Raw genomic sequence first — 21,042 nt, 5'->3', positions numbered from 1 at the left:
GAAAATATTAATATTTCTTACCCGTACTTAACTTTTTCTTGAGGATGAACGATGCCCACGCTGCGCATGCTGAGGACCTTTCGGGCAGTCGCGCGCACCGGATCATTCGCGGCAGCGGCCGACAGCGTCGCGCTGACCCAGGCGGCGGTCAGCCTGCAGATGCGCGGGCTCGAACAGGCGCTCGGCCGCCAGCTATTCGACCGCAGCGGCCGGCAGATCGCATTGAGCCGCGACGGGCAAGATATCTGGCCGAAGGTCGAGCAGATTTTCGACCTGCTGGCCGAACTGGAGGCGACGCCGGCGGATTCGATGGTCGGGCCGGTCACCATCGGCGCGGTGGTGTCGGTGATCGGCGCGCTCTCGCTGGTCATCGCGCGTCTGAAGGCCGCGCATCCGCAACTGGATGTGCGGCTGCTGTCGTCGCGCTCCGACGAACTGGCGCGGACAGTCGAGGCGGGTGAGGTCGATATCGCGGCAGTCGTCGCGCATGCCGACACCACCCTGCCCGACACGCTGAAGTGGACGACGCTCTACACGGAGCCGCTGATGCTGGTGGTCAGCCGCGAAATCGGCGACAACGATCCGCGGCGGATTCTGCGCAGCTATCCCTTTCTGCGCTTCGACCGGCGCGTGCGCACCGGGCGCGTCGTCGAGCATGCGTTGCAAACAGCCGGCGTGACGGTCAACGAATATCTCGAACTCAATTCAATCGAGACGATCGTCGCGCTGGTGCGCGAAAATGTCGGCGTCGCAGTGTTGCCGCTTCTGCATCGCGGCAACTGGCAAAACGATCCGTTACTGCGCGTGCTGCCGATTTCGGATCCGCCGGTGTTGCGCACAGTCGGCATGATCCAGCGCGCGTCATATGGCCGGCCCGGCATCACACAGGCGATTATCGATACGCTGCACAGCGACTGAGCGGCCGGACATGGCGTGTGCGCTGTTCTGTTATATGACTCAATCGATCCGCAGCGGATCGCCAGTTCAGCCATACAAAGCACCCGCAAATAATTTCCCACCACTGGAATAAACCCGTTCGCCTTCCCGTTCATTCAGCGTTGTGACCTTTGGACGGAACAAGGAGTGCGGCCATGAAGTCTCTACTCGCAGCGTTCACCGTCGTAGCGTGCGGCGCGGCTATCACGACACTCGCGTCGTGCGGCGGCAGTTCCAGCTCGAACAGTTCCGGGCCGCCTTTGCAGTCGTCGTTCACCGCAACGGCGCTCGTCTCGGACGGCGCCGTGTCGGCGGCGCACACGGACCCCAATCTGAAGAATGCCTGGGGCGTGGCCTTCAATCCGAAAGGCTTCGTCTGGGTCGCCGACAACGGAAGCAACCTCGCGACACTCTATGACGGCAACGGCGTGCCGCAATCGCTGGTCGTCACGATCCCCAATGGTACGAATGGAACAGCGTCGCCGACCGGCATCGTATTCAACGGCACGCAAAGCTTCAACGTGACGCGAAACGGCAAGACGGGCGTCGCCGCGTTTATCTTCGTGGGAGAAGGCGGCACCGTCACCGCGTGGGCGCCTGCCGTTGGGCCGACGAATGCATTTGTCATGTACGACGACGGCACCGGCGGCGCCGTGTACAAGGGCCTCGCTCTCGCGCCGAACAACGGCAACAACTTTCTCTACGCCACCGATTTCCATAACAGCAAGATCGACGTCTTCGACACCAACTTTGCCAAGGTCGCCATGCCCGGCGCCTTTGCGGATCCATCCATTCCTGCCGGCTTCGCGCCGTTCGGCATCCAGTTGATCGGATCGAATCTGTTCGTCACCTACGCGAAGCAGGATGCCGACAAACATGACGACGTCGCCGGAGCAGGACTCGGTATGGTCGACGTATTCGACACGGCGGGCAATCTCAAGCAGCACTTTGCAACGGGCGGCGCGCTGAATGCGCCGTGGGGTATTGCGCAAGCGCCGGGCAATTTCGGCTCATTGAGCGGCGCTGTGCTGATCGGCAATTTCGGCGACGGCACGATCAACGCGTTCAACGCATCGAGCGGCCAGTCGATGGGCGCCATCAAGAGTTCGAACGGCAAGGCGATCGTCGAGCCGGGTTTGTGGGGCATCGCGTTCGGCAACGGGCTCGACAATCAGCCTGCCACTACCCTCTTCTTCGCCGCGGGGCCCAATGACGAAGCGGACGGTGTCTATGGAAGAATCGATCTGAATCCGGCATCGACCCCGGGTTCCGCCACGGGAACGAGTACAGGCACGAGTTCGAGCGGCGGCGCCAGCATCGGCATGTAGGTTGTGGGCAGTCGTGCGGCCGCTAAGGTGGGACGAGCGGCCGCGTTGCTTTGAGCACCGCGAGCGCCCGAGAATCGTGCAAAAGGGCCTGTCGGATATCACCCTGCGGACAAAGGAACTGCTGAGCGGGAAGCAGTTCTCTTTTGGGAGAGAAGGTCGCTCATCGTGAACGAGCGACCGGCACGTCGAAATGTCGAAACAAATGGCCGCAAGCATCTGGCGGCGGCCGTTCGCCTACCTGGTTCAAGCGTCGTGCTTAATTCTCGAACTGCCGAATCGTCGCGTTGTACGCACGTGTGGCCATCTCTTCGAGCGGCAGCTTGCGCTCGACTTCCGACAATATTTCCACGCCCCACGGACCGTCAAAGCCAGTCGCCTGGACTGCCTTGATGAAGCCCTGCACGTCGAGTACGCCTTCACCAGGCAGACGGCGTTTGTGGCAGGTGTCCATCCACAGCGGCTCGATTGCGTAACGGTCCGCGTCGTCGAGTTCGATGCCCTTGATAAATTCCGGCTTGATTGTGGCGATTTCCTTGAAGTCGACGTTGCCGCGGCTCAGGTGCCAGATGTCGAGCAGCAGACCCGCGTTCTTCCTGTTCGCGCCTTCGACGATGGCCTTGCCGGTTTCAATCGTGCGTACGTTGCTGAACGGCATGATTTCCAGCATCACTTGCGTGCCACGCTTCTGGGCATCGTCAGCCAGCTTGCCGAATTCATCGACCATCAGCGGGATGTTTGCGGTTTCTTCGCCAATGCCTGGACCGACCTTCACGATGCGCGCACGAAGTTCTTCCGCAGCCTTCAGGTAGTAGTACCGCATGCTGTCCGACGTGCGGCGGCGCTCGCCGGTTTGATACCAGTCGACCAGGAACTCGAACTCGACGTGCTTCATGCCGTTGGCTTCGAGGATTCGGCGCATTTCCGGGAAGCCGATCTTGTCGGCCGTTGCATAGATATCCGAATGAATCAGGCCGATGCCGTCCCAGCCCGCTTTTGCTGCCGCTTCAACGCGATCCTTGAAGCTGAATGGACTGATTTCGGTGGGACCAAACGGAAAGACGTCGCCCGACAGGGTGAAGTAAGCAGCAACAAGTTCGACTTTAGATCTGGACATGAAAACCCTCGTTAAGAAAGCAGCGACCGACCCGACGGGCGTCGCTAGAAAACCATGCCCTGAACTATCGCGTAGAAACGGCAGCGGATAAACAACCCTCGAATCGTCTCACCGTAGAGTTTGAATCTACACGCTGGCGTTTTGCGGATTGCTGGGCGTTTCGCGGCCCGCAAAAGCGGCGCGCAGCGTCATTCTTCGAAAGCCGCGTGGCTATCGCCGTCTGCAAGTCGCAATTTTTCCAGTGAGCGGAAATAACTTTTCGTTCTGTCGCATTTTTCTTTCCCATACCAAGCCGTACTGTGCCTTCTCGAGAACATTAAAACCCGGCTCACCTATCTCAGGGGCCATCAGGAGACACAGCATGAACATCCGCAAATCCGTTGTTTCTTGCCTTGCTGTCAGCGCTATCGCCACCGCTTTCAGCAGTGGCGCCCAAGCCGCCGACCAACCCCGCGTCGCATTGCTTATGCCGACGCAGAGCGTCGAGTACTGGGCGCTCTATGTCAAAGGCTTCGAAAAGGAGGCCGCGGCGCAAGGCATCAAGCTCGACGTGAAGGTTACCAACTACGACCCGAATGAGCAGGCAACCCAGGTCGACCAGACGCTCGCGCAGAAGCCTGATGTCATCGTCCTCGTGCCAGTTGATTCGAGCGCAATGGTCCCGTCGATTCGCAAGATAGACCAGGCAAAAATCCCGCTCGTCATCTCCAACTCGATGCCTGACCAGAAGTACTCCCGATACTGGAAAGTCTTCACCGGGCCGAACGACATCAGCAACGGCGACGTCGCGGCGAAGACGATGATTCAAGGCTTCAAGGAGAAGGGATACGGCGATAAAGGCAAGGTCATCGTCATTAACGGGCCGATGGGCACGCCTCCGCAGGTCCAGCGCTATCAGGGCTTCGTCGATGGCCTCAAGAAGAATGCGCCGGGCATTGAAGTAGTTGGCTCACAGCCGGCCGACTGGGATGCGGTGAAGGCGGAAGCCGCCGCGTCGGCGCTCTTCACGCAGTTCAAAGACGTGAAAGGCATCTACACGGAGAACGATTCACAACTTCGCGGCGTGGTGACCGCCGCACAGCGGCTCGGCCTCGACCCTTCGAAGCTCGTGATTGTCGGACACGGTTGCGACTCCGGTGCGGTGGAAGCTATCTCGGCCGGAAAGGCGTATGCCACGGTCGAGCAATCTCCCTTCGACGATGGCGCTTACGCCGCGAAGGCCGCGAAGCAACTCGCATCCGGCAAAGCCCCGCAAGCCGTGCAGTACTTGCCGAACCCGGCGGCCACCAAAGCCACGTTGAACGTCTGCTATTCCCAGAAAAAGTAAGTCACGCGACGGCTACCCAGTTACCGCGTAGCCAATAGGACGCAACGCGACCCTGCGGGGTCGCTTTCGCTTAAGCACGGAGACACGAATGAGACGAGAGATTGGCGTTGCGGTGATTGGAACTGGCTTTATGGGAAAAGCGCACGCGCTGGCGTACGGAGCGGTGCCGAATGCTTTTCCTGGGTCTTTGATCCCGCGGATGGTGGCCGTCGCCGATGTCAGCGAGGCCGGAGCGAGGCAAGCGGCCGAGCAGTTTGGCTTCGAGCGTGCGACAAATGACTGGCGGTCACTCCTCGAAGACCGCGATATTCAAGTCGTCTCAATCACGACGCCATGCAGCTTGCACCGAGAGATGGCATTGGCAGCGATCGCCGCCGGGAAGCATGTGCATTGCGAGAAGCCTATTGCGCCATGCGCTTCCGATGCTCACGACATGATGAAGGCGGCCGAGTCCGCGAACGTCGTCACGCAAGTCGGCTACAACTACATCAAGAATCCCCTTCTCAAACTGGCGCGGGAGATGATCGCGTCCGGCGAACTGGGCGATATCACGAGCTTTCGCGGCATCCATGCGGAAGACTACATGGCCGACCCTGAGATTCCCTATAGCTGGCGAGTCGACCCTCAAAACGGTGCTGGCGCGCTGGCGGAAATCGGCAACCACATCGTCGGAATGTCGCGCTTCCTTCTTGGTCCTATCACCCATGTGAACGCGCAACTCGAGACCGTCAATAAGTCGCGCCCAGTGTCGCCTGGTTCGCCCGAGCGCCGGAAGGTCAAGGTCGACGACATTGCCAGATTGATGGTGACGTTCGACCGCGGGTGTTCGGGCTCAATCGAAGCAAACTGGACCGCGACTGGCCGCAAGATGCAACTCGAGTTCGAGATTTATGGAACAAAGGGTGCATTGTGCTTTTCACAGGAGCGCTTGAACGAGCTCCGCTATTTCAAGGCCGGCGGCGACGTACGGACATCGGGATTCACTCGAATCGAAGCCGGACCCGCACATCGTCCCTACGAAAACTTCACGATGGCGGGCGGCCACCAATTGGGCTTCAACGATTTGAAAACCATAGAGATGGCGGAATTCATCGCCGCAATCGAACATGGAACGCCCACGTTCCCGGACTTTCGGGAAGCGTGGGAAATCCAACGGATTGTCGACGCCGCTATCCGGTCTTCGGCCGAGGCACGGAGAGTCTCTCTGTAAGCAACCGCGTTTCTGTACGACTGCAGCCGGACGCCGATATTTCCGGTGGCTGGAAATAGTATTTCGCGGCCACGCATTTTTCTTTCCTCGGCGAACGAATAACCTGTGTTTAACGATAACGAAGCCGCTAAAGCGAGTTTCGGATGGAGACGACATGCATTCCTGCGCACGCAGCGATCCTTTGCCAATTCCTCTCCTCCTGAACTCACAGCAGCGGCATCGCTGATGCGGTCGCGCCCACGGCATGCCTGCGCTTCAGTCTCGATGCAAGGCTTCGTTATTCGACATGTATGCGTCACGAAGCGTGAGCAATCACGCGTATGAGCAAGGTGACGGTGACGGGCATCGACCCGTAGCAGCGGACGACCGAAGAGTGTCCGCGTATGGAGGAAGACAATGCTGCAAGACGCGAAAACAGGCGGCGAGACGCTCGCCACCCAGAGTCTGCTGTGCGCTCGCAATCTGACCAAACACTATGGTGGCGTGAAGGCGCTCACCGGCGTCAGCCTCGAGCTGGCACCTGGTGAGATTCACGCGCTCTGTGGCGAGAACGGTGCAGGCAAAAGCACGTTCATCAAAATTCTCGGTGGCCTGGTGCAGCCGGACGACGGTGAAATTACCATCGACGGACATCAACTGAAACTCGGTCATCGCACCGACCCGAGACTTATCTCCATCGTTCACCAGGAGCTGGCTATCGTCCCGACGCTGTCGGTGCTCGATAACATTCTTCTCGGTGGCGCGAACCAGAGCGCAATCTACCGTCGCAGCCAATACCGGGACTCTGTCCGTGAGCATCTGGATTCGGTCGGACTGTCGCATATCAAGCTCGACGCGCCTGCGTCGCGACTGAGCCTCGCCGAATGCCAGCTCGTCGAAATCGCTCGGGGCATGTCGCGTCAAGCGAAGGTCCTGCTGCTGGACGAACCCACCGCGACCTTGTCGGATGCGGAGATTGTTCGGGTCTTCGATGTCGCGCGCAAACTGCGTGACCAGGGGACCGCGATGATTTTCGTCAGTCATCGACTGGACGAAGTGTTTGCGCTCACAGACCGGGTAACAGTCTTCCGCAATGGACAGCACGTGCTCACGCAGCGCACCGCGGATATGACGACCGCAGAGGTGGTCAAGGCAATGATTGGTCGCGAGCTGGTGCACAGCAAGGTCATGCCGCCGGAGAAACGCGCCAATGTGGCGCCGCGTCTTTCGATTTCCAACCTGACGGTCGCGGACAAGGTCAAGCAACTCTCAGTCGACGTCGCGCCGGGTGAAATCCTCGCCGTGGTCGGCCAGTTGGGTTCAGGAGCGGAAGTCCTCGTTGAAGCCCTTGCCGGCCTGCGCGGTGATATTTCCAGTGCGGTGAAAGTGGACGGCCAAACCGTCAAGCTCGACAGCATTCGCAACTCGCTGCGAGCGGGAATCGCGTACGTGGCAGAAGACCGCGCTGACAAGGGCGTTTTCCTGGATGCGCCAATTGCCATCAATATCACTGCGTCCGTTATGGCGAAGTTCACCCGAGCGGGAATCATGCGGAGCGCCGGTGAACAGGAAGAGGCACGACGCCTGGCCTCGATGTTCACCATCGACCCGAGGCGTCTTCCGCACGAAGTGTCGACGCTTAGCGGCGGCAACCAGCAGAAGGTCTCTCTCGCGAAGGCAGTAGCACTGGCTCCACGTCTGTTGCTTCTGAACGAGCCTACTCGGGGCGTCGATATTGGCGCCCGCAGCGAAATTTACTCCACGCTGCGCAAGATGGCGGACGAAGGCCTGGCGATCGTCTTCTATTCGACTGACCTTGAAGAAATCCTGGAGCTCGCGGATACGGTTCTCACTGTCTTCAGAGGCCGGATGGTCCGTCATAAGCCGCGCTTCGAGATAAACGGCGACACGCTCCTGCACGACATCGTGGCAGGCGACGGCGATGCATCTCGTAGCCATGTCTCTTTCCGGAACCAGACTGTGGAGGTGGGTAATGCATAAGACAGCTCTTGAGCCTACCGCGCAGGTATCGACGACTGCGCTACGACGTTGGGCCGCAGCATTGTTCGGCACGACGAGTATTCACGCTGCGTCGATTCGCATCGCTACCCTTGTACTTATCGTAGTGGCCGCGGCTATCGTTCCGCACTTCACCGAGTTCGGAAACATGCAGTCCCTGATGTACTCGGTGGCCGCGGTCGGCATTGGCGCTATCGGGATGGCGTTAGTGACCCTCAGCGGAAATCTCTTCATGCTTTCGATGGGCGCAACAGCGGCGGTCTCCACTGTGATGTTCGCTGCGCTCATTCATCTGGGTCTCGGCGCAACGCTGCTGCTTGTCGTGTTGAGCGGCCTTTTGATGGGGGCTGTCCAGGGTGGAATCATCGCATTGGGCAGAGCGAATCCCATCATCACCACGATTGCCACGTCGTCAATCATCATTGGCGCTGGCGTTATCTACACCGGCGGGCTTACCGTCATCGGAAAAGGCGACGCGACCTGGCTCGGTCAAGGACGCTTGTTTGGCTGGCTGCCGAATCAGATCCTGGTGCTGGCTATGTTCGCCGCCATCGCAAGCTTCATTCTGCAAAAGTCCCGTATCGGGCGGGAAATCCGACTGATTGGTATGCGCGCCGAAGTTGCGCGCATTGCAGGACTTCGGTTGATGACGGCAACGCTCGTTTGCTATGGATTCGCGGGCGCCGCAGCGGCGCTTGCCGGCTCGTTGATTGCATCGTCGTCGGCGCAAGGCAACCTGACCTACGGCATTGACCTGGACTTCAACGCAATTGCTGCCGTGCTCGTCGGCGGAATTTCGATTCGAGGCGGACGCGGACAAATCTCGGATGCGGTAACAGGCGCCATTTTCCTCGCCGTTATCAGCAACATCCTTCTGGTCAGCGGTGTGAGTTACGAGTACCAGTTGGTAGCGAAGGGCATCGTCGTTCTCGCGGCAGTCGTGTTCGGCGCGTTGCTTGCCCGACTCGGTCCGGGACGGAAATAACAGGAGATTTGAAAATGGAACAGTCTCAACGACTTCTCAATCTGGCCATTCGCCTCGTACTGCTCGTGGGAATGCCTGTTGTCTTCGGCCTCTGCGTCGACCACTATTTTTCGCAGGCGAACCTCTACGCAATCTTCCAGGCGTTTGCATTCCTCGGCATCATCGCGCTCGGTCTTTCGGTCACGATGATCGCCGGTGAGTTCGATCTGAGCGTCGCCGCAATCTCGACAGTTGCCGGCCTCATCACGGTGAAGTTCGGTGGCGATAGTGCGATGCTCGGCATGCTGTACGCCATCATCTTTGGCGTGGTGGTCGGTATCGCTAACGCGGCGCTGCTGCCGTGGCTCGGTGTCTCTTCGCTGGTGACGACAGTCGGCTCCATGATGTTCCTCACCGGCATCGGTTACTGGATTGCGGGTGGCCGCGTGCTGAGTTACGCCAACCTCGATGTCAGCGACTTCCTTGACCAGAACATTGCTGCAATCTTTTCCCCGCGTAGCCTCATTACGATCGCCTGCTTTGTCGTCGTATCGCTGTTCTTGCGTTACACCACCCTCGGGCGCGACATCTACGCATCGGGTGGGCATCGGAAGGCGGCAATTCAGAGTGGCGCGCGTGTGGGTAAGGCACTGACGGTCGCCTTCGTCATCTCCGGCGGACTGTCGGCACTCGGCGGCGGCCTTCTCTCGCTGAGCCTGGCGACTGCGTCCGCCACGATGGGAAGCAATATCCTGCTTCAGGCGGCTTCAGCGGCGATTGTTGGCGGTGTCGCGTTGGGTGGAGGAATCGGTTCGCCGCTCGGCGTGGCAATGGGCGTTCTGATTCTTACTGTGCTGAACAATGGGCTCGGCCTGTTGAGCGCTACGTCTACGCAGATTCTTCTCGTCAACGGCCTTTTGCTTCTGATTGTGGTTTTGCTCGATGGGCGCCTCGGTGCAGTGCTGGCGTCGCCGCTCGAGCGATTTATTGCATTTCGCCGAGTGCATTGAAGGCCGGCATTTCAGGTCGCAAACGTCATCCAACGTTCTTCGAGATTCAGGCTTCTGACGCGCTCCATGAGGAAGTCCGTGAAAACTCTGATTTTCGCGGGCTGGTAACGTCGGCTTTGATAAGCGAGGTTGATGGTGAGACGTGGCAATTGCCAATCGTCGAGCACTGGCACGAGACGGCCGGACACGATGTCGTCGTGAATGATGTAAAGCGGTTGGACAACAATCCCTAGCCCTGCCCGCCCGGCCGCGACGATGACCTGGCCTTCGTTGGAGTCGAGCGCGCTTGTAATGGCGATATTGCGTTCTTCCGTGCCCCGACGCAGGTGAAGCAGATAGGGGTCGACGGCAAGGTTATAGACGAGCATGTTGTGCTGCGCGAGGTCCTCGGGATTCTGGGGACGACCGTGCGCGGAGAGGTACGCCGGCGACGCCGCCAGCACTCGCCTGGTCTCAGCAAGGCGTCGTATGGTGATGCCGGAATCTCCCTCGTGCTCCCTGGTGCGAATGGCGATGTCTATCCCGGCTTCGATGAAGTTCTGGTACTGATTCGCCGCGACTATCTGAACCGACAGGTTGGGATAGCGCGTGAGGAACTCCGGCAGCGCGGGTGCAATATGCATCATTGCGAATGAGACGGAACTGGTCACGCGCAGTACGCCCCGCGGGCTCACTGCCTCTTCGGAAGCGATCGAGTCGGCTTCGGACAGTTCGGAAATAACCGCAGTGCAGCGACGATGATATTCACGGCCGGCGTCAGTGAGCCACATGCGGCGGGTCGTCCGCTCTATCAACCGTGCGCCGAGGCGCTCTTCCAGCGAGCTCAGCGTTCGACTGGCCGCAGCGTTCGACATGTCGAGCTGCTCGGCCGCCTTCGACAGGCTGCCCAGATCGGCAGTGAGCACAAACAACTGCAATTGCGTCCAGCGGTCCATCGCCTGCCCTCTTCCCATTCAGGTGAAACATTCAGGTGAAAAAATCGGAAGGGATTCTTCCACCCCTTCCGGGCCCAATATGCCGTAGACGGGAGCATTGATAAACCGACTCAAGGTATCCGATTTGTAGAATCGACTTCTACAATGAAAGAGCGTTGACGGGCGCGCTTGCAGGTCCGCCGCAAGCTGCAATGCGCGCTTAGCCGATTCTTCCGGGACAAGGAAATGTCATTTCACTTCGAGGCATTTTATTTACGCGGATGACCCATTACCTTTCGTTTAAGACGCCTTGAGCGCACAACGGAGACACGCACGATGCGCAACATCAACGAAGACACCATCACTCAGGCCGTTATTGCCTCGCTCGCGGAGTGCAAGGACGCGAGACTCAGGACCGTCATGACGAGCCTGGTTCAACATCTTCACGCTTTCGCCCGCGACGTTCATCTCACCGAGGACGAGTGGTTTAAAGCAATCAGGTTTCTGACGGAAGTAGGTCATATCACCGACGACAAGCGGCAGGAATTCATTCTGCTGTCGGACACGCTTGGCCTTTCAATGCTGGTCATGTCGCAGAACAATCGCAAACCATCGAATTGCACTGAAGCAACCGTGTTCGGGCCGTTCTATGTCGAGGGAGCGCCTCTCTACAACAACGGCGACGACATTTCGAATGGTGCGAAAGGTGCGCCTTGTTATGTGAAGGGGCAGGTTCGCGGCGCCGGAGGGGAAAGCATCGCGAACGCCCAGATTGACGTTTGGCAGTCGGACGAAGACGGTTTCTACGATGTCCAGAACCTTGCCGATGCAGGCAACGCCGTCCATCGCGGTCGAGGCCGACTGAACGCAGATGCTGAAGGGTATTTCAACTTCCGCTCGATTCTTGCCGAGGCATATCCCATCCCGCACGACGGACCCGTTGGCCGCATGCTGGCCGCTGTCGGTCGTCATCCGTGGCGACCAGCGCACCTGCACTTCATGATTGAAGCGCCTGGCTACGAGACGCTCATTACGCATGTGTTTCGTGATGGCGACCAGTATCTCGACTCGGACGTCGTGTTCGGCGTGCGCTCATCGCTGATTGCCGAGTGGAAGCGTCATGAGCCAGGCGTAGCGCCGGACGGCCGCGAAATGACGGTGCCGTGGTACTCGCTTGAATACGACTTCGTGCTCAACCCGTCGGAGGCACACGCATGATTCGGCATATCGTCATGTGGCGTGTCAAAGGTGACTCGCCTGCAGAGCGGCTAGCTGCGTCCAACCTCGTTAAGACCAGTTTCGAAGGCTTGCGTGGCTGTATTCCCGGCATGCGGCACCTCGAAGTCGGACTTGACTCAAGCCAGGTCGACTACGCGTGCGACGCCGTTCTCATCACCGAGTTCGACTCGCAGGAAGCGTTGGAAGCCTATGCGTCTCACCCCGAACATCTGCGCGTTCGTCACGAACTCGGCGACCTTCGCACTGCACGGTTCCAGGTTGATTACCAGTTGGAAGCGGGGTTGAGTTTCGAGAGTGCAGCGGAGTTATCCAATGCAAAAGCGTGAGTTCGTTTATCAGGCGCGTGCCGGTCGAGTTGTCTTTGGCCCAGGCAGTTTGCAGCACCTCGAGCGCGAAGTACTTCAACTGGGTTCGGAGCGAGCACTCATTCTGTGCAGCCCGGAGCAAAAAGAGACCGGTGAAGCCATCGCTGCGCGCCTGGGCGCGCGAGCCGCCGCTGTGTTCGACCGCGCGGTCATGCACGTGCCGCTCGAGTTGGCCAAGGAAGCTCGCGCACTGGCAAGAGAGCTGAACGCCGATTGCGCCATTGCCGTTGGAGGCGGCTCGACGATAGGTTTAGGCAAGGCAATCGCGCTCGAATCGGACTTGCCGATTCTCGCCGTGCCGACGACTTATGCAGGCAGCGAAATGACGCCTATCTATGGCATCACCGATGCGGGCCTGAAGAAGACAGGAACGGACCTGCGCGTGTTGCCTAAGACAGTGATCTACGATGCGGACCTGACGATGTCGCTTCCTGTCGCGCTATCGGTCACGAGCGGCATCAACGCAATTGCCCATGCCGCTGAAGCGCTCTACTCGCGCGACGAGAACCCCGTGACGAGTTTGATGGCGGAAGAAGGCATCGCTGCTCTGGCGCGTGCTTTACCGCTTATCGTGGCCAACTCGCACAACGTGGAAGCTCGCGCTGAAGCACAGTACGGTGCCTGGCTCTGCGGAACAGTGTTGGGCAGCGTGGGCATGGCGCTTCATCACAAGTTGTGTCATACGCTCGGCGGAAGTTTCAACCTGCCGCACGCTCAGACACACACCATCGTTCTCCCACATGCGCTTGCGTATAACCGGCAAGCCGCTCCAAACGCGATGCAACGGATAGCCCGCGCTCTAGGTTCGCAAGACGCGGCATTGGGTGTCTATGAGCTCGCTAAACGCTGCGGTGCGCCGCTTGCGTTGAAAGACATCGGGATGTCCGCCGAAGATGTGTCGAAGGCCGCCGACATAGCCAGCTCGAACCCCTACTGGAATCCGCGTGAAATCGAGCGAGACGCGCTACTTGCGCTTCTGCAGGATGCCTTCGATGGCGTCGCACCGCGCGGCGCAACAACAACTCAATCAGAGTAAGGAGACGAAAATGAACTTCACTGTCTACTGTCTTGATCATCCGAATATGGTCGAGCGTCGCCTTGAGAACTATGACGCGCACAAGGCCCATTTACAGACAGCACCTGTAAAGACACTCATCTCCGGCCCGCTGACGAAAGCTGACGGCCAGACGATGATTGGCAGCTTCTTTCTCTATGAAGCCGATGACATCGAAGAGATTCAAAAATTCGCAGAAGCCGACCCGTTCAACAAAGCCGGAATTTGGGCCACGGTCGATATCAGGTTTTTCATCAAGCGGGTCGACAACCGCTAAGTCCGTCGTATCACGGCGCTGTTTGAAAGCGAATGGAAATGGCATCGAGTTCCTGAACGCTCGCAAACTACAGAACATTGAATGGAGACATCATGCAGACAGGCCTCGAAGGGAGAATCGTGCTCATCACGGGCGGAGCCCAGGGTATCGGACGCTCGACCGCTTTGGGTTTCGCACGTGAAGGCGCACGTCTTTGCATCATCGACATCGACGCGCATGCGCTGAAGGAGACCGAGTCGGAATTGCGCGCGCTCGGCACCAATGTCACGACTGCGCAGGCAGATTTATCCACGGCCGATGGCGTGAAAAGCGGCATCGACGCGGCCCTTAAGCCGCACAACGGGCAGGTGGACATTCTCGTGAACAACGTCGGCGCGGGGAAGGTCCGCACGTTCGAAGAACTTTCGGACGAGGAATGGGACTTCACGATGAGCCTTAATTTCATGAGCTATGTCCGGACGTGTCGATACCTGCTGCCGGTACTGCGCGCTCGCGAGAACTCGGTGATTATCAACAACGCGTCGGACCTCGCCCGCCAGCCCGAACCTGTTCCGATTGATTACTCCGCATCCAAGGCGGCTGTACTCGCTCTGACAAAAGGTCTCGCGCGAGCCGAAGCTCCGAGAATTCGCGTGAACGCGGTTGCACCGGGTCCGGTCTGGACGCCGTTCTGGACGAAAGACGGGGGATTCGCCGACACGATGGGCAAGTTTCATGGCATGGCTCCGAAAGACGCGGTCGAGCACGAGCTGTCTCTGCGCCAGTTGCCGTTAAAGCGCCTGGGCCAGCCGGATGAAGTGGCCAACGTGATTGTCTTCATGGCTTCCGACCTCGCGTCGTTCGTCACTTCTGCGGTCTGGGGTGTCGATGGCGGCAGTATCCGCAGCCTGATTTGAAGGCCGCATTGTTCCGGGGACCCGCGTATGTCTGCTTACGACCATGTGGTTGCAGCGAAGGTATCGCAGAGAGAGCGCGCTTTTCTTGTCGAGGCGCTGGAGCTGTTGATGCGTGAGCGCTCAAACGCGCTTCGCATCGCGACGGATGTAGCGAAAGCGCGCGGAGACCGAGTGCCGGAAGTGCAGGAGTTTGGTCTTGACGACATCCTGCGGCTTAGCCGACAGATCGCTGTATCGGCGCTTACCGAAATCAAGAGTGAATAGCCGGGGCGCTTCACGCGCCGACGAAATATAGGAGACTCAGATGTTGCGTATCGCTGTTCTCGGTGCCGGACGCATCGGAAAAATTCACGCGGCCAATGTTGCCGCCGACCGTCGAGTGAAGCTCGTCGCTGTGGCCGACCCTAACAAGCAAGCGGTCGAGGCGCTCGCCGCAGAACTCGGTTGCGACTCGTCTGTGGATTGCAAGTCGGTAGTCGACCGCGAAGATGTCGACGCCATCATCGTCGGCACACCGACAGATACACATATCGACCTGACGCTGCAAGCCGTCCGGCTCAGCAAGCCGGTACTCTGCGAAAAGCCCATCGACCTAAACATAGACCGGGCGCTCGCCGCCGTCGAAGAAATCGAGCGTCTTAACGGGCGCGTGATGCTTGCCTTCAATCGACGCTTCGACCCGGATGCAATGCGGCTCAAGCAGGCTATCGACGAAGGCGAAGTCGGCGATGTTCGCCAGGTCGTCATCACGAGTCGCGATCCCGGCCTCGCGCCGCGAGAGTATCTGCGGCACTCGGGCGGAATCTTCCGTGACATGACGATTCACGATTTCGACACTGCTCGCTGGCTGCTCGGCGAAGAACCGGTCGAAGTGATGGCAATGGGGAACCGCCTGGTCGACCCGGGTCTGGAAGAGCTTCCGGACTACGACAGTGTGATGGTGCTGCTGCGGACGGCGTCGGGCAAGCAGTGTCACATCAACGGTTCACGCCAAGCCGTGTATGGCTTCGACCAACGGGTCGAAGTCTTTGGTTCAAAGGGAATGGTTTTGAATGAAAACCACAGGCCGTCGAGCCTGCGCCGGTGGACGAGCGACAGGACCGAAGCGCGTGAGCCGCTGCTCAATTTCTTTCTTGAGCGGCACGCCGATTCATACAAGGTCGAACTGGACCGCTTCCTGACGGCGCTCGAAAACAACGCACCGATGCCTGCAACACCTCGGGACGGTATTCGCGCGCTGCGCATTGCGAACTGCGCCCTCAAGGCGGCCAACACAGGCTGCGCGGTCAAAATTTAATCGGGACCGTTGGCCGTTGACTTCCGCGTTGCAGGTTGACAGTGCTCGCGTTCGTGCCCTATAGGTGGAATCAAACTCGTCAACGGGGCATGACATGGCGCAGGCCGACACATTCAGCGGGATATTGATATTCGTCACCGCAGCGAAGTCGCGCAGCTTCACCGACGCAGCCGAAGAACTCGGGCTGACCAAGTCGGCCGTCGGTAAAGCAATCGCAAAGCTGGAAGACCGGCTCGGCGCGCAGCTATTCCATCGCACGACGAGAAGCATCTCGCTCACGGCCGACGGCGACGCCTATTTTGCGGCATGCGCTTCTGCACTCGACGAAATCAGCACAGCGGAAACGGCACTTGGCCCGGGAAACCAGCGGCCAGTCGGTCGCTTGCGGATTGACATGCCCGCAGCTTTCGGCCGACGCATTCTCGTTCCAATTCTGCTGGACATTGGTCGAAAGCATCCTGACCTGCAGTTCACGATGACCTTCTCGGACCATCTCATTGACCCGATTGAGGAAGGGGTCGACCTTGTGATTCGATTCGGCGAACTCGAAAGCTCGAGTGGTCTCGTTGCGCGTCGCCTAACCAGCCAACGGATGGTGATTGCGGCATCGCCTGACTATCTCGCGCGGCGCGGCGCTCCCAACACGCTTGAAGAGTTGAAAAATCACTCATGCATTGTCGGCCATCGCCGTGGTCAGCCGCTTTCATGGCGCGTGAATGTCGATGGCGAGGTCTCCCGGATTTCGCCGCCTGCAACCCATCAAATCAGCGACGGCGACTCGATCGTGGAGGCCGCGCTCGCGGGCCTGGGACTTTGCCAGATGCCAATGTCTCTACTGCGACCTCATCTGGAGTCGGGCAAGTTGATATCAGTTCTCGAAGATGTTTCGAGTGAGTTCATCGACGTGCACGCGGTCTGGCCGAAGGTGGCGCATCTACGCTCCAAAGTCCGCCATGTGGTCGACACTTTTGTCGAGCTGGCCGAACAGGGCAAACTGGATTGAACCTGCCGGTTTGTTAATCGTTTTCGCTGCGAAATCACCCTTTGCAAGCGGCAGCCGCACGATAGAAGACGCAGTCATCGCGGTGTACTATCGTATCCGCAGGGCAGATGCGGTGCGGCGTCTGGGCACGTGTTCAACAGCGGTTGATCGACCGCGATGAAGCCCTTGGGGAACAGCATGAGGCGCTTGCTGGTGGCATTGGAGTGCGTGTGTGCGCTGTCGGTTGCCGCAGCGCAAGGTATGCCGCTCGTGCCAGCGCCCGGGACCGCTGTCGCGGCCAGGGACTATCTGGCCGCAGCGGAGCGCGTCGTCGATGCCGCGGCGCAACCCGCCGCACCCTGGAACGGGCCGCGGAGCGGTCCGCGCGCCCAGGCCGGCAGACGCGTCGCCATCGTTGCCGAGGATTTGCGCAACGGCGGCATCATTGGCGTGGTCGACGGTGTGCTCGAGGCGGCCAAGGTCATCGGCTGGAACGTAAGAATATTCGACTCGGGCGGCACGCCCGACCTGCGGCTGAAGATGCTTGCGAACGCGCTGGCAAGTGGACCGGACGGTCTCATCATCGTCGGCAGCGACGCACGCGCCCTGCTGTCCGGCCTGCAGCCGTTTGCCGAGCGCGACATTCCTATCGTCGGCTGGCATGTCGCGGCCCAGGCCGGACCGGTGCCGGGCACGCCCGTGGCGATGAATGTCGCGACCGATCCACTCGAGGTCGCGCGCGTGACTGCGCTCGCGGCCATCGTGCAGTCCGGCGGGCAAGCGCAAGTCGTCATCTTCACCGACTCCAATTTCCGGATTGCGCGAAGCAAGGCAGACGAAATGGCCGCGGTTGTGCGTGCGTGCAGCGGCTGCACGTTGCTTGAAGTGCGCGACGTGGCGATCTCGCGCAGCCAGGACCTGATGCCGCGCACGACACGCGCGTTGCTCGCGCGTTTTGGCGAGCGCTGGACGTATGCGCTGGCCGTCAACGACATCTATTTCGACTACGCCGCGCCCGTACTGACGCAGGCCGGGATTCCAACCACCGCGATGGCCATGCTGTCGGCCGGCGACGGCAGCGAGTCCGCCTTCCTGCGGATCCGGACGGGCAGCTTCCAGACCGGCACCGTGGCCGAACCACTGAATCTGCATGGCTGGCAGTTGGTAGACGAAATGAACCGGCTGTTCGCGGGTGCAGGCGTCACGGGTTACGTCTTCCCCGTGCACCTCGTGACGGCGAACAATGTCGCCGCGGACGGCGGCGATCGTCTGATCTATGACCCGGCGAACGGCTATCGTGACGTCTATCGCCGCATCTGGCAACGCCCGTGAAAGCTCCTCTGCCCCGCTCGCTCACCGCGCAATTCACCTTCGTGGTTTCGTGCCTCGCGGCGCTCGTCGTCGCGGTCGGCGCCACGACCCTGTACTCATTGGCCGGCTCTGCCCACGCAATTCGTCAGTTGGCCGAAGAGCGGCTGGCTCGCCAGGAGGATGCACAAGACCTGGCGCAGCAAACCCTGATCATCGAGCGCCTCGCGCTACAGCTTTCGCGTGACGATACCGTCGACGCGGTGCGCGAGACGCATCGGCGTGTGCTCGAACAACTGGTGTCGTTCGATCGCTCGGTGGACCGCCTGGCCTCCGCGACCACCAGCGACAACCTGGGCGTCGACGCGCTGACGCTGCATCGGTCGAGCCAGCGTTTTCGCAACACGGTCAATATCGAGGCCCAGTTGCGCGAGACCGCGCTCGGCGCCGACACAATGTCGCAGACCGTGCCTCGGCCTGGCGCGTCATTGGCCAGCCTCGACGACGATCTTCGCCGCCAGGCCGACGCCTTGGCGGCCGCAGCCCGCGATCAGTCTGACTATTTCACGCGAGATTATCGGAAAGCCGTTCAAGGCCTCGCCGACGACGTAAACCGCACCCGCATGTGGGTAGCCGGCGAGGTGGCGGTGAGCCTGCTGCTTACCTGGCTGATCGCCCATGCATTCCTCGGTCGTCACGTCGTGGCGCGGCTGCGCCGGGTCAGCCACTTCCTGCGTCACGGTGATGTCGGCGGCGTCCAGGCAGGCGTGCCCGTTCATGGCGGCGACGAGATTGCCGACATGGCGCGCGCCGTCGAGCAGTTCCTGAAGGATCGGCGCCAGCGTCGGCAGGCCGAGGATGCGCTCAAGGAACTCAACGCCGGACTTGAGGCGCGCGTTGCGGAGCGCACGGCCGAACTCAGTGCTGCGCTCGCGGGTCAGACGGCGGAGATCGTCGAACGACAGCGTGCCGAGCAGGTTGCGCGAGCGAGCGAACACTTCCTGGACAGCATTGTCGAGAACATCCCCGACACGATTTTCGTAAAGGATGCGGCGACGCTGCGCTTCGTGCGCATCAACAAGGCAGGCGAGCAATTGCTCGGCTACGGGCGCGAACAGATCATCGGCAGGTCCGTGCATGACATGTTTCCGGCGCAAGAGGCGGAATTTTTCGCGCTGAAGGATCTTGACGTGCTGAAGTCGCATCAGATGGTCGACGTGCCCGAGGAGCCGGTCGAAACCATTCACGGGCAGCGTCTGCTGCACACGATGAAGATCCCCATCGTCGACGAGCGCGGCGAGCCGCAGTTTCTGCTCGGCATCTCGCGCGACATAACCGGGCAACGGCGAGCCGAAGAGGAATTGCGGCGCTATCGCGAACACCTCGAGGACATGATCCGCGAGCGAACGGCCGAACTGGCCGTCGCGAAGGAGCGCGCCGATGCGGCCAATCAGGCAAAGGGCGCCTTTCTCGCGCACATGAGCCATGAGCTGCGTACGCCGTTGAACGGGATTCTGGGCTACGCGCAGATACTGAAGCGCGACAAGAACCTGGACCGACGCCACGTCGATGGAATCACGGTGATCCAGCGCAGCGGCGAACACCTGCTTGCGATCATCAACGACATTCTGGACATGGCGAAGATGGAGGCCGGAAAGGCGGAGCTCACTTTGTCCGACGTTCCGCTCGAGGGGTTTATCTACTTCATCGCCGAGACGATTCGGGTTAAGGCAATGGAAAAGGGCTTGGCCTTCGCGTGCGAGCTGGCGCCCAATCTTCCTGCGGCTGTGCGAGTCGATGAAAAACGGCTGCGCCAGGTGCTGCTCAATCTCCTCTCCAACGCAATCAAATTCACGGAGACGGGCAGCGTGCGCCTGCGCGTCGGGTGGATGCCGCCCGCGCGCTTGTCTTTCGAAGTGCGGGACACGGGCATTGGTATACACGAAGCGCGCCTAGGGGCAATCTTCCGGCCGTTCGAGCAGGTAAGCGATGCCCGGCACCAGATAGGAGGCACCGGGCTGGGCCTCACTATCAGCCGGCAGCTCTTGCGCCTGATGGGCGGCGAGATCCGCGTCGACAGCCGCCACGGCGCGGGCAGCGCGTTTTCCTTCGAGTTGAACGTGCAGGTAGTGGCGCATCAGTCAGTTGCCATTCCGCCCGAGCAGGCGGTCAGCGGTTACAAGGGACCGCGCAAGCTGATTCTCGTCGTGGATGACGTCGCGGTAAACCGTGCTGTGGCGATCGATATGCTCGGTCAGCTCGGATTCGATGCGGTCGGGGCCATCAACGGATTCGAAGCATTGGAAAAAGCGCAAGCGCTGCAGCCGGCGCTGATCCTGATGGATGTCGTCATGCCAGAGATGGACGGACTTGAAGCGACGCGGCACCTTCGCGCAATTTCCGAGCTCGCCGATCGGCCCATCATTGCGGTATCCGCCGGCGCCTCAGGGAGTGACGCCGCGAAAAGTCTGGCGGCCGGTGCAAACGCTTTTCTGCCAAAGCCAATCGACTTCAGCGCGCTGCTGTCGCAGATCCAGATGCTTCTTTCGATCGAGTGGATCTACGAAGTTCCGCGGACGCAAGCCGCCGCTCCGTCGATGGAAAGCTTCATCATGCCGCCGCCAGGGGAACTCGAGGCGCTGCACCACCTGGCGCGACTCGGCGACATGCGTGCCATCGCGCAATACGCCACGCAGGTTGCCGGGCTTGACGAGCGATATCGTCCGTTCGCCGAACACCTTTGCCAGTTGGCGAAGGACTATCAGTCGAAGGCAATCCTAAGTTTCGTCGACCGATGTCTGGAAAGGAGGAGCGTGCCGTGAT

At 60.1% G+C, this 21,042-nt stretch carries 19 protein-coding genes; 17 read left to right on the top strand and 2 right to left on the bottom strand.

The window, feature by feature from the left end:
- The first annotated feature begins 51 nt into the window (after positions 1–51).
- The gene (locus P0D87_RS13135) at positions 52–918 is read left to right on the top strand and encodes a LysR substrate-binding domain-containing protein (RefSeq protein WP_029968854.1); all 867 of its coding nucleotides are present in this window, start codon (positions 52–54) and stop codon (positions 916–918) included.
- 173 nt (positions 919–1,091) lie between these two features.
- Positions 1,092–2,264 carry a TIGR03118 family protein gene (locus tag P0D87_RS13130; protein WP_053860494.1) on the top strand — a complete coding sequence of 391 codons (1,173 nt, stop codon included), beginning with the start codon at positions 1,092–1,094 and terminating at the stop codon, positions 2,262–2,264.
- A 256-nt stretch (positions 2,265–2,520) separates the two neighbouring features.
- On the opposite strand, the gene P0D87_RS13125 is transcribed toward P0D87_RS13130, so the two are convergent.
- Positions 2,521–3,378 carry a sugar phosphate isomerase/epimerase family protein gene (locus P0D87_RS13125; RefSeq protein WP_053860493.1) on the bottom strand — a complete coding sequence of 286 codons (858 nt, stop codon included), beginning with the start codon at positions 3,376–3,378 and terminating at the stop codon, positions 2,521–2,523.
- A gap of 361 nt (positions 3,379–3,739) precedes the next feature.
- Between P0D87_RS13125 and P0D87_RS13120 the strand changes: the two genes are divergently transcribed.
- The 5 genes from P0D87_RS13120 to P0D87_RS13100 all read left to right on the top strand — a co-directional run bounded on the left by P0D87_RS13120 (position 3,740) and on the right by P0D87_RS13100 (position 9,887).
- Entirely contained in the window at positions 3,740–4,705 is a 966-nt protein-coding gene (locus P0D87_RS13120; protein WP_053860492.1) for a sugar ABC transporter substrate-binding protein, read from the top strand.
- Between the two features lie 88 nt (positions 4,706–4,793).
- Positions 4,794–5,915 carry a Gfo/Idh/MocA family protein gene (locus P0D87_RS13115; protein ID WP_053860491.1) on the top strand — a complete coding sequence of 374 codons (1,122 nt, stop codon included), beginning with the start codon at positions 4,794–4,796 and terminating at the stop codon, positions 5,913–5,915.
- 396 nt (positions 5,916–6,311) lie between these two features.
- Positions 6,312–7,895 carry a sugar ABC transporter ATP-binding protein gene (locus P0D87_RS13110; RefSeq protein ID WP_053860490.1) on the top strand — a complete coding sequence of 528 codons (1,584 nt, stop codon included), beginning with the start codon at positions 6,312–6,314 and terminating at the stop codon, positions 7,893–7,895.
- On the top strand, positions 7,888–8,898 hold the full coding sequence (locus P0D87_RS13105) for an ABC transporter permease (RefSeq protein ID WP_171800550.1): 1,011 nt from the start codon (positions 7,888–7,890) through the stop codon (positions 8,896–8,898). The genes P0D87_RS13110 and P0D87_RS13105 overlap by 8 nt, the downstream gene beginning before the upstream one ends.
- A gap of 14 nt (positions 8,899–8,912) precedes the next feature.
- Positions 8,913–9,887, top strand: a complete 975-nt coding sequence (locus P0D87_RS13100; RefSeq protein WP_053860488.1) for an ABC transporter permease — start codon at positions 8,913–8,915, stop codon at positions 9,885–9,887.
- 11 nt (positions 9,888–9,898) lie between these two features.
- On the opposite strand, the gene P0D87_RS13095 is transcribed toward P0D87_RS13100, so the two are convergent.
- Positions 9,899–10,822 (bottom strand): LysR family transcriptional regulator, encoded by a 924-nt coding sequence (locus tag P0D87_RS13095; RefSeq protein ID WP_029968837.1) that lies wholly within the window; start codon positions 10,820–10,822, stop codon positions 9,899–9,901.
- 315 nt (positions 10,823–11,137) lie between these two features.
- On the opposite strand from P0D87_RS13095, the gene P0D87_RS13090 reads away from it, so the two are divergent.
- The 10 genes from P0D87_RS13090 (at position 11,138) to P0D87_RS13045 (ending at position 21,041) form a co-directional block, all read left to right on the top strand.
- Positions 11,138–12,019: an intradiol ring-cleavage dioxygenase gene (locus P0D87_RS13090; RefSeq protein ID WP_053860487.1), complete on the top strand. Its 882-nt coding sequence runs from the start codon at positions 11,138–11,140 to the stop codon at positions 12,017–12,019.
- The gene (locus P0D87_RS13085; RefSeq protein ID WP_053860486.1) at positions 12,016–12,366 is read left to right on the top strand and encodes a Dabb family protein; all 351 of its coding nucleotides are present in this window, start codon (positions 12,016–12,018) and stop codon (positions 12,364–12,366) included. Before P0D87_RS13090 ends, P0D87_RS13085 begins: the two co-directional genes overlap by 4 nt.
- Positions 12,353–13,441 (top strand): maleylacetate reductase, encoded by a 1,089-nt coding sequence (locus P0D87_RS13080; protein WP_053860485.1) that lies wholly within the window; start codon positions 12,353–12,355, stop codon positions 13,439–13,441. Before P0D87_RS13085 ends, P0D87_RS13080 begins: the two co-directional genes overlap by 14 nt.
- A 10-nt stretch (positions 13,442–13,451) precedes the next feature.
- Positions 13,452–13,736: a YciI family protein gene (locus P0D87_RS13075; RefSeq protein ID WP_053860484.1), complete on the top strand. Its 285-nt coding sequence runs from the start codon at positions 13,452–13,454 to the stop codon at positions 13,734–13,736.
- A gap of 119 nt (positions 13,737–13,855) precedes the next feature.
- A complete protein-coding gene (locus P0D87_RS13070; protein ID WP_258196126.1) occupies positions 13,856–14,632 on the top strand; it encodes an SDR family NAD(P)-dependent oxidoreductase in 777 nt (258 codons plus the stop codon).
- Between the two features lie 27 nt (positions 14,633–14,659).
- Positions 14,660–14,896: a hypothetical protein gene (locus tag P0D87_RS13065; RefSeq protein WP_029968829.1), complete on the top strand. Its 237-nt coding sequence runs from the start codon at positions 14,660–14,662 to the stop codon at positions 14,894–14,896.
- Between the two features lie 40 nt (positions 14,897–14,936).
- Positions 14,937–15,929, top strand: coding sequence for an inositol 2-dehydrogenase (iolG, locus tag P0D87_RS13060; protein WP_053860482.1), 993 nt, complete (start codon positions 14,937–14,939; stop codon positions 15,927–15,929).
- A gap of 94 nt (positions 15,930–16,023) precedes the next feature.
- A complete protein-coding gene (locus P0D87_RS13055) occupies positions 16,024–16,932 on the top strand; it encodes a LysR family transcriptional regulator (RefSeq protein ID WP_053860481.1) in 909 nt (302 codons plus the stop codon).
- Between the two features lie 177 nt (positions 16,933–17,109).
- Positions 17,110–18,243, top strand: coding sequence for a substrate-binding domain-containing protein (locus P0D87_RS13050; RefSeq protein ID WP_053860480.1), 1,134 nt, complete (start codon positions 17,110–17,112; stop codon positions 18,241–18,243).
- Positions 18,240–21,041, top strand: coding sequence for an ATP-binding protein (locus P0D87_RS13045; protein WP_053860479.1), 2,802 nt, complete (start codon positions 18,240–18,242; stop codon positions 21,039–21,041). The genes P0D87_RS13050 and P0D87_RS13045 overlap by 4 nt, the downstream gene beginning before the upstream one ends.
- Position 21,042 lies beyond the last annotated feature (1 nt).

The organism is Paraburkholderia sp. RL17-368-BIF-A, from assembly GCF_046054045.1.
GTDB lineage: Bacteria > Pseudomonadota > Gammaproteobacteria > Burkholderiales > Burkholderiaceae > Paraburkholderia > Paraburkholderia graminis.
Note: the sequence above shows the minus strand (reverse complement) of the source record. Positions and strands in the feature narration are given on the sequence as shown.

Bases quoted from the DNA above. Each gene is read 5' to 3' on its own strand.
- P0D87_RS13135 (WP_029968854.1), top strand. From the start codon at position 52: ATGCCCACGCTGCGCATGCTGAGGACCTTTCGGGCAGTCGCGCGCACC.
- P0D87_RS13130 (WP_053860494.1), top strand. From the start codon at position 1,092: ATGAAGTCTCTACTCGCAGCGTTCACCGTCGTAGCGTGCGGCGCGGCT.
- P0D87_RS13125 (WP_053860493.1), bottom strand. From the start codon at position 3,378: ATGTCCAGATCTAAAGTCGAACTTGTTGCTGCTTACTTCACCCTGTCG.
- P0D87_RS13120 (WP_053860492.1), top strand. From the start codon at position 3,740: ATGAACATCCGCAAATCCGTTGTTTCTTGCCTTGCTGTCAGCGCTATC.
- P0D87_RS13115 (WP_053860491.1), top strand. From the start codon at position 4,794: ATGAGACGAGAGATTGGCGTTGCGGTGATTGGAACTGGCTTTATGGGA.
- P0D87_RS13110 (WP_053860490.1), top strand. From the start codon at position 6,312: ATGCTGCAAGACGCGAAAACAGGCGGCGAGACGCTCGCCACCCAGAGT.
- P0D87_RS13105 (WP_171800550.1), top strand. From the start codon at position 7,888: ATGCATAAGACAGCTCTTGAGCCTACCGCGCAGGTATCGACGACTGCG.
- P0D87_RS13100 (WP_053860488.1), top strand. From the start codon at position 8,913: ATGGAACAGTCTCAACGACTTCTCAATCTGGCCATTCGCCTCGTACTG.
- P0D87_RS13095 (WP_029968837.1), bottom strand. From the start codon at position 10,822: ATGGACCGCTGGACGCAATTGCAGTTGTTTGTGCTCACTGCCGATCTG.
- P0D87_RS13090 (WP_053860487.1), top strand. From the start codon at position 11,138: ATGCGCAACATCAACGAAGACACCATCACTCAGGCCGTTATTGCCTCG.
- P0D87_RS13085 (WP_053860486.1), top strand. From the start codon at position 12,016: ATGATTCGGCATATCGTCATGTGGCGTGTCAAAGGTGACTCGCCTGCA.
- P0D87_RS13080 (WP_053860485.1), top strand. From the start codon at position 12,353: ATGCAAAAGCGTGAGTTCGTTTATCAGGCGCGTGCCGGTCGAGTTGTC.
- P0D87_RS13075 (WP_053860484.1), top strand. From the start codon at position 13,452: ATGAACTTCACTGTCTACTGTCTTGATCATCCGAATATGGTCGAGCGT.
- P0D87_RS13065 (WP_029968829.1), top strand. From the start codon at position 14,660: ATGTCTGCTTACGACCATGTGGTTGCAGCGAAGGTATCGCAGAGAGAG.
- iolG (WP_053860482.1), top strand. From the start codon at position 14,937: ATGTTGCGTATCGCTGTTCTCGGTGCCGGACGCATCGGAAAAATTCAC.
- P0D87_RS13055 (WP_053860481.1), top strand. From the start codon at position 16,024: ATGGCGCAGGCCGACACATTCAGCGGGATATTGATATTCGTCACCGCA.
- P0D87_RS13050 (WP_053860480.1), top strand. From the start codon at position 17,110: ATGAGGCGCTTGCTGGTGGCATTGGAGTGCGTGTGTGCGCTGTCGGTT.